Consider the following 7,295-nt stretch of genomic DNA (forward strand, 5'->3'; position numbering starts at 1 on the left):
CAGCCGGCCCAGCGGGCCGTCGCCCGCCCCGAGAAGTCCGCGCTCGAGGCGCCGCCGACCACGCAGCTGCCCCAGCGGGTCGAGCAGCTCCTGCTCTCCGGCGACATCACGTACTCGCTGCCGCCGTCGGACGTCCTGGCGCCGGGCAGCAGCCACAAGACCTCCACCCCGGCCAACGAGCGCGTGGTCGACGCCCTCACCGGCGTGCTGGAGAACTTCGCCATCGACGCCCGGGTCACCGGCTACACCCGCGGCCCGACGGTCACGCGCTACGAGGTCGAGCTGGGCACCGGCGTGAAGGTCGAGCGCGTCACGGCGCTGAGCAAGAACATCGCCTACGCGGTGGCCAGCGCGGACGTGCGGATCCTGTCCCCGATCCCCGGCAAGTCCGCGATCGGCGTGGAGATCCCCAACACCGACCGCGAGACGGTCTCCCTCGGCGACGTCCTGCGCAGCGCCAGCGCCCGCAAGGACCAGCACCCGATGCTCATGGGCGTCGGGAAGGACGTCGAGGGCGGCTACGTCGTGGCGAACCTCGCCAAGACCCCGCACCTGCTCGTGGCCGGGGCCACCGGCGCCGGCAAGTCGAGCTTCGTCAACTCGATGATCACCTCGATCCTCATGCGGTCGACGCCGGACGAGGTCCGGATGGTGCTCGTGGACCCCAAGCGGGTCGAGCTGACCGCCTACGAGGGCATCCCGCACCTGATCACCCCGATCATCACCAACGCCAAGAAGGCGGCCGAGGCCCTGCAGTGGGTGGTGCGGGAGATGGACGCCCGCTACGACGACCTCGCGGCGTACGGGTTCAAGCACATCGACGACTTCAACAAGGCCGTGCGCGCCGGCACCGTCGACCCGCTGCCCGGCAGCGAGCGCGAGCTGCACCCGTACCCCTACCTGCTCATCGTCGTCGACGAGCTCGCCGACCTCATGATGGTCGCCCCCCGCGACGTCGAGGAGTCGATCGTCCGGATCACCCAGCTCGCCCGCGCGGCCGGCATCCACCTGGTGCTCGCCACGCAGCGGCCCAGCGTCGACGTCGTCACCGGCCTGATCAAGGCCAACGTGCCGTCCCGGATGGCGTTCGCGACCTCCTCCCTCGCCGACTCGCGGGTCGTGCTGGACCAGCCGGGCGCCGAGAAGCTCATCGGCCAGGGCGACGCGCTGTTCCTGCCGATGGGCAGCTCCAAGCCGGTGCGCGTGCAGGGGGCCTGGGTCACGGAGTCCGAGGTCGTCGCGGTCGTCGACCACGTCAAGGCGCAGCTGCAGCCCAGCTACCGCGAGGACGTCGTCGTCACGGCGGCGAAGAAGGAGATCGACGAGGAGGTCGGCGACGACCTCGACCTCATGCTCGCCGCCGCCGAGCTCATCATCACCACCCAGTTCGGCTCCACGTCGATGCTCCAGCGCAAGCTGCGGGTGGGCTTCGCCAAGGCCGGGCGGCTCATGGACCTCCTGGAGTCGCGGGCCGTGGTCGGCCCGAGCGAGGGGTCCAAGGCCCGCGACGTGCTCGTGCGGCCCGACGACCTCACCGCGACGCTCGGGCGGCTGCGCGGGGAGCCGGCTCCGTCCGGGGCCACGGCGGTGGGTGCCGGGCCGGTCGGGGCCGGACCGATCGGCCCGGGGGCCCTGGGCGGCGCCGGTGCGGCCGAGGCCGGCGGCTGGCACGACGGCGAGGACGACGGCGAGTCCGAGGACGCCTGGCAGCTCACCGACCGGGTGTGAGCGCCGGCTGAGCGCCTCGGTCGCGCCGGGGCGGCCGCGGCTGCGCGGAACGGGTCGGGTGCGCCGGCCGCGCGCCGTAGGCTGGGGGTGTGCCTGCTCGGAGCGTCGCCCTCGTCACCCTCGGCTGCGTGCGCAACGAGGTGGACTCCGAGGAGCTCGCCGGCCGCCTGGCCGGAGCGGGCTGGCAGCTCGTGGAGGACCCGGCCCAGGCCGACGTCGCGGTGGTGAACACCTGCGGCTTCATCGAGCAGGCCAAGAAGGACTCCGTCGACGTCCTGCTCGACGTGGCCGACCTCAAGGGCAGCACCGACGCGCAGGGCCGCCCGGCGCGCACCCAGGCCGTCGTCGCCGTCGGGTGCATGGCCGAGCGCTACGGCTCCGAGCTGGCCGAGTCCCTGCCCGAGGCGGACGCCGTCCTCGGCTTCGACAGCTACGCCGACCTCTCCGAGCACCTCGACGGCCTGCTCCACGGCAAGGTGCCCACCCCGCACGTGCCGCGCGACCGCCGCTCGCTGCTGCCGGTCAGCCCCGCCGCGCGCCAGCGGGCCGCCGCCGCGGTCTCGCTGCCCGGGCACGGCTCGACCGCGCTCGCCCCCGCCGTCCTCCCCGCCGCCGACGTGCCCGACCTGCCCGCCGGCCTCGCGCCGGCCTCCGGGCCGCCCGTCGTGCGCGCCCGCCTCGACGGGCGACCCTGGGCGCCGCTGAAGCTGGCGTCGGGCTGCGACCGCCGCTGCACGTTCTGCGCCATCCCCGCCTTCCGCGGCGCGTTCGTCTCCCGCCCGCCGGCCGACGTCCTGAACGAGGCCCGCTGGCTGGCCGAGCGCGGCGTGCGCGAGGTCTTCCTCGTCAGCGAGAACTCCACCTCCTACGGCAAGGACCTCGGCGACCTGCGCGCCCTGGAGCAGCTGCTGCCCCAGCTGGCCGCCGTCGACGGCCTCGAGCGCGTGCGGGTGTCCTACCTCCAGCCGGCCGAGGTGCGCCCGGGGCTGCTCGAGGCGATCGCCGGCACTCCTGGGGTCGTGCCCTACTTCGACCTCTCCTTCCAGCACGCCGCGCCCGGGGTGCTGCGCCGGATGCGCCGCTTCGGCGGCACCGAGGCCTTCCTCGAGCTGCTCGAGCGGGTGCGCGCCCTGGCCCCGCAGGCCGGCGTGCGCTCCAACGTCATCACGGGGTTCCCGGGCGAGACCGACGAGGACGTCGCCGAGCTCGAGCGCTTCCTCGTCGGCGCGCGCCTGGACGTCGTCGGCGTCTTCGGGTACTCCGACGAGGACGGCACCGAGGCCGCGTCCCTGGAGGGCAAGGTGGACGAGCGCGAGGTCGCCGCGCGGGTCGAGCACCTGTCGCGCCTCGTGGAGGAGCTCACCAGCCAGCGCGCCGAGGAGCGCGTCGGCGAGGTGGCCACCGTGCTCGTTGAGGCCCTCGAGGACGGCGAGGCCGTGGGGCGCACCGAGGCCCAGGGCCCGGACGTCGACGGCACCACGCGCCTCCTCGGCCCGGGCCCGGTGCCCGCCGTCGGGTCGATCGTCCCGGTGCGGATCGTCGCCGCCGAGGGCGTCGACCTCGTCGCCGAGGTGCTCGCGTGAGCCGCGCGGCCCAGCCGGTGGCCGCCCCCGCGCCGCCTCCGCCGGGCAACCTCAACGTCGCCAACGTGCTGACCGTGGTGCGGGTGCTGCTCGTGCCGCTGGTGGCCTGGCTGCTCGTGCTCGAGCACGGCGAGGACCCGGTCTGGCGGCTGCTGGCCCTGGCCGCGTTCGCCGTGGCCAGCATCACCGACCACATCGACGGCGAGCTGGCCCGCCGCCGGAACCTCATCACCGACTTCGGCAAGATCGCCGACCCGATCGCCGACAAGCTCCTCCTCGGCACCGTGCTCGTCCTGCTCTCCTGGCTGGGGGAGGTGCCGTGGTGGATCACCGTGGTGATCCTCGTGCGCGAGGTCGGCATCACGCTGCTGCGGTTCTGGGTCATCCGGTACGGCGTCATCGCCGCCTCGCCGGGGGGCAAGCTCAAGACCACCCTGCAGATCGCCGCCCTCTCGATCTTCCTGCTGCCCCTGGACGCGTGGTTCGACGGCGCGGCGTACGCCTGGGCGCACGGGTTCGCCCTCGCGGTGCTGCTGGCCGCCACGGTCGTCACGGTCGTGACCGGCGTCGACTACGTGGTGCGCGCGGTGCGGCTGCGGCGCAGCGGGCGTGCCCGCGCCTGAAGCCGGCGACCCCACTGCCGCCGTCGCGGCCCTGCGCGCCGCCGGGCTCACCGTCGCGGTCGCCGAGTCGCTGACCGCGGGCCAGGTCAGCGCCCGCATCGCCGACGTCCCCGGGGCCTCGGCGGTGCTGCGCGGCGGCGTCGTGAGCTACGCCACCGACGTCAAGGCCTCGGTGCTGGGCGTGGACGCCGTGCTGCTCGCCGCCTCCGGGCCCGTGCACCCCGAGGTGGCGCGCCAGATGGCGCGCGGAGTGCGCGCCCTCCTCGGCGCCGACGTCGGGGTGGCCACCACCGGCGTGGCCGGGCCGGGCCCCCAGGACGGCCACCCGGCCGGCACCGTCTTCGTGGCTGTGACCTGCGAGGACGTGCTCCACGGCGACCCTCACTCTCCACCTGAGGTTGAGGTTGTGGAGCGCGTGGTGGAGCTCTCGCTGACCGGCGGACGGGCCGAGGTGCGCGCCGCGACCACGGCGGCGGTCCTCGCCCTGATCGTGGAGGTGGTCGCCGGCGCGTCCGTCGGCGTGGCGGAGGTCACCTCATCGGGTGCACCGAGCCCGCCCGAGGCGGAACGTCCTGGTCAGCGCGGGCGTTGACCCTGCTGATGAGACCTGACTCGACGCGACTGGACGAGCACCGACCGCTGCATGCCACCGGGGCGAGGTACCGTGGCCCTTCGGCGCCACCACCGCCGACCGGCCCCACGGCCCGGACGAGCGACGGGAGGCGATCGGTGATCCTGCTCCGGCGTGAGATCGGCGACGTCCTCCGCGACGCCCGCCAGCAGCAGGGCAGGACGCTGCGCGAGGTCTCCGGCGCTGCCCGCGTGTCCCTCGGCTACCTCTCCGAGGTCGAGCGCGGCCAGAAGGAGGCCTCCTCAGAGCTGCTGTCCTCGATCTGCGAGGCGCTCGAGGTGCCGATGTCCCAGGTGCTGCGCGAGGTCAGCGACCGCGTGGCCGCCGTCGAGGAGCCGTCGGTGCCGCTGGGCCCCCGCGCGGCCGACGCCGGCGTGCTGGACCGCGGGAGCCTCGTCTCCGCCGCCTGACGGCACCACCGCCTCCGCACCGCACCAGGGCCGCGTCCTCTCCGGAGGCCGCGGCCCTGCGTCGTCCCTGCCGGCCGCTCCTCGACCCGCACTCCTCCGGAGGAGTGCGGTCACCGGAGCTCCTGGACCCGCACTTCTCCGGAGAAGTGCGGTGACCGGGGCGCTTCGACCCGCACTCCTCGGCAGAAGTGCGGTCACCGGGGCTCTTCGACCCGCACTTCTCCGGAGGAGTGCGGTCACCGGGGCGCTTCGACCCGCACTTCTCGGGAGGAGTGCGGTCACCGGGGCTCTTCGACCCGCACTTCTCGGGAGAAGTGCGGGGGAGGGGTCAGCCGCGGTAGGGGGCGCGCCGGTGGGCGGCCCGCGGCGGAGCGGCTCCCAGCGGGCGCTGGGGAGCGCCGTCGTCGGTGGGGCGCGGGCCACGCTGGCAGTGCGGGCAGTAGAACGCCGTCCGGTCCTGCGGCGGGACGCCGATCATCGCGACCCTCACCGTGGTCCCGCAGCGCCGGCAGGGCCGCCCGGAGCGCCCGTGCACGTACTGCCGCTCACCGGGGCGGGTGCTGCCCGTGGTGGCCTGGGCGACGTCGTGGCGGGCCGTGGACAGCATCCGGTGGACCAGCGCCACGAGCCCGGCCGGGTCGGGCACCTCGCGCACCGGCGTCCAGGGGGTCAGGCCCCGCAGGAACAGCGACTCGGCCATGAAGAAGGTGCCGACGCCGGCCAGCACGCGCTGGTCGAGCAGGGCGTCGCCGATCTCGCGGTCGGGGTCGGCGAGCAGGTTGGCCAGGGCCCGAGCCGGGTCCCAGCCGGGCCCGAGGAGGTCCGGGCCGAGGTGGCCGACGAGGCGGTGCTCCTCGGCGGTGGGCACCAGGTCGAGCATCCCCAGCTTGTGGCCCACAGCGGTCCACTCGGCGTTGGTGAGCACGGCGCGCACCGCGTGGGCGGCCCGGGCGGTGCGCCAGGCGGCCCCGGTGGCGTGCACGTGCCAGGAGCCCTCCATCCGCAGGTGGCTGTGCAGGGTCAGCGCCGGTGCGGACGCCGACCCCTCCACCCGCGCGAGGAGGTGCTTGCCGGCGCTGACCACCTCGACCACCGCGCGACCGGACAGGTCGACGCCGGCGAGGGACGGCCAGCGCAGGTCGCTCGCCAGCAGCTCGCGCCCGGCCAGCGCCGCGTGCAGGCGCTGGGCGGTGCGCCACACCACGTCTCCCTCGGGCACGGGCCCACTGTGCCCCAGCGGCGCGGCCCGGCCGGCCCTCGGGGGCCTCAGGCGCTTGCTGGGCCCCCCGGGCGGTCCCGGCGCGGCAGCCGGGCGACCACGGCGGCGTAGGAGTCGTCGACGGCCTCGAGGAGCTCGTCGTCGGGGATGGCGCCGTCCAGGCGCAGGCTGTTCCACCCCGACCGGCCGACGTAGGGCATCACCGCCGCGTCGTCGGGGTAGCGGAGCAGCCACTCGTCGGCCTCCTGGCGGCTCGCGCCGCACTTCAGCCCCACCGCCGTGCTCGACGCCGCGCCCAGGAAGGCGAAGATCCGCGGGCCCACCTTGACGACCTCGTCGCCGCTCCACGGGTCGTCCCGCCAGGCCCCGGGCAGGGCGAGGCAGTGCGCGACGAGCGCGGCGCGCTCCATCAGCTGCGCACCCGCAGCCCGCGCGGGGTGGCGGTGAAGCCGGCGGCCTCCAGCGCGGTGGTCAGCGGCGAGCCGCCGGGGGTGAGCACGCCCTCGCCGTCCGCGCGCTGCACGGTGAGGCGGCCCAGGGCGCCGTCGCGCACCGCCAGCGCCAGGGCGTCGGCCCCGGCCTGCAGCGACTCGGGATCGTCGGTGAAGGACAGCAGGGTGCGCCCACCGCGCTCGACGTAGAGCACGAGGTCGCCGTCGAGCAGCACCACGAGGGCCCCGGCCTTGCGCCCAGGGCGGTGGCCGGCGCCCGCGGCCCCCTCGCGCACCGGTGCCGTGTCGCGGTCGGGCCAGGGCAGGGCCGCGCCGTAGGGGTTGGCCGGGTCGGCCGCGGCGAGCACGAGGGTGCGCGGGCGGTCGGCCTCGGCCCGGCGGTCGCTCGGCTGCTGCCACTGCCCGGCGCCGACCGCAGACAGCGGCCGCGAGGCGGCGCGCAGGCGGTCCACGGCGCCGGTGCTGGCGAACTGCGACGCTCCCAGGCCCTCCACGAAGTAGCCCCGGCGCACGCGCCCGGCCTCCTCCATCGCCGCCAGCACGCGGTAGACCGCGGCGAACCCGCCCGGCAGGCGCTCGCCGGCGACGGCGCCGCGGGTGAGCACGCCGTGGCGGTCCAGGAGCACCTCGGCCGTCGCGGCGGCGCGCA

Annotated in this window: 8 protein-coding genes; 5 read left to right on the forward strand and 3 right to left on the reverse strand. The window is 75.7% G+C overall.

The window, feature by feature from the left end; translation table 11 throughout:
• The 5 genes from AC5FZL_RS14160 to AC5FZL_RS14180 form a co-directional block, all read left to right on the forward strand.
• On the forward strand, positions 1 to 1,728 hold a 1,728-nt coding region (locus AC5FZL_RS14160), incomplete at its 5' end, for a DNA translocase FtsK (protein ID WP_493619535.1).
• 89 nt (positions 1,729 to 1,817) lie between these two features.
• Complete coding sequence (gene rimO / locus AC5FZL_RS14165; RefSeq protein ID WP_493619536.1) at positions 1,818 to 3,311, forward strand: 30S ribosomal protein S12 methylthiotransferase RimO; 1,494 nt, start codon at positions 1,818 to 1,820, stop codon at positions 3,309 to 3,311.
• Complete coding sequence (pgsA, locus tag AC5FZL_RS14170) at positions 3,308 to 3,934, forward strand: CDP-diacylglycerol--glycerol-3-phosphate 3-phosphatidyltransferase (protein ID WP_493619537.1); 627 nt, start codon at positions 3,308 to 3,310, stop codon at positions 3,932 to 3,934. Before rimO ends, pgsA begins: the two co-directional genes overlap by 4 nt.
• Positions 3,921 to 4,526 carry a CinA family protein gene (locus AC5FZL_RS14175; RefSeq protein WP_493619538.1) on the forward strand — a complete coding sequence of 202 codons (606 nt, stop codon included), beginning with the start codon at positions 3,921 to 3,923 and terminating at the stop codon, positions 4,524 to 4,526. The genes pgsA and AC5FZL_RS14175 overlap by 14 nt, the downstream gene beginning before the upstream one ends.
• A 137-nt stretch (positions 4,527 to 4,663) precedes the next feature.
• On the forward strand, positions 4,664 to 4,975 hold the full coding sequence (locus AC5FZL_RS14180; RefSeq protein WP_493619539.1) for a helix-turn-helix domain-containing protein: 312 nt from the start codon (positions 4,664 to 4,666) through the stop codon (positions 4,973 to 4,975).
• A gap of 328 nt (positions 4,976 to 5,303) precedes the next feature.
• On the opposite strand, the gene AC5FZL_RS14185 is transcribed toward AC5FZL_RS14180, so the two are convergent.
• The 3 genes from AC5FZL_RS14185 to AC5FZL_RS14195 all read right to left on the reverse strand — a co-directional run.
• Complete coding sequence (locus AC5FZL_RS14185) at positions 5,304 to 6,194, reverse strand: DNA-formamidopyrimidine glycosylase family protein (protein WP_493619540.1); 891 nt, start codon at positions 6,192 to 6,194, stop codon at positions 5,304 to 5,306.
• Between the two features lie 47 nt (positions 6,195 to 6,241).
• Positions 6,242 to 6,604 carry an MmcQ/YjbR family DNA-binding protein gene (locus tag AC5FZL_RS14190; RefSeq protein WP_493619541.1) on the reverse strand — a complete coding sequence of 121 codons (363 nt, stop codon included), beginning with the start codon at positions 6,602 to 6,604 and terminating at the stop codon, positions 6,242 to 6,244.
• Positions 6,604 to 7,295: Lhr family helicase (locus tag AC5FZL_RS14195; protein ID WP_493619542.1), on the reverse strand; the 692-nt coding region annotated here is incomplete at its 5' end. The genes AC5FZL_RS14190 and AC5FZL_RS14195, both read right to left, overlap by 1 nt.

Source organism: Quadrisphaera sp. DVD1 (assembly GCF_058932755.1).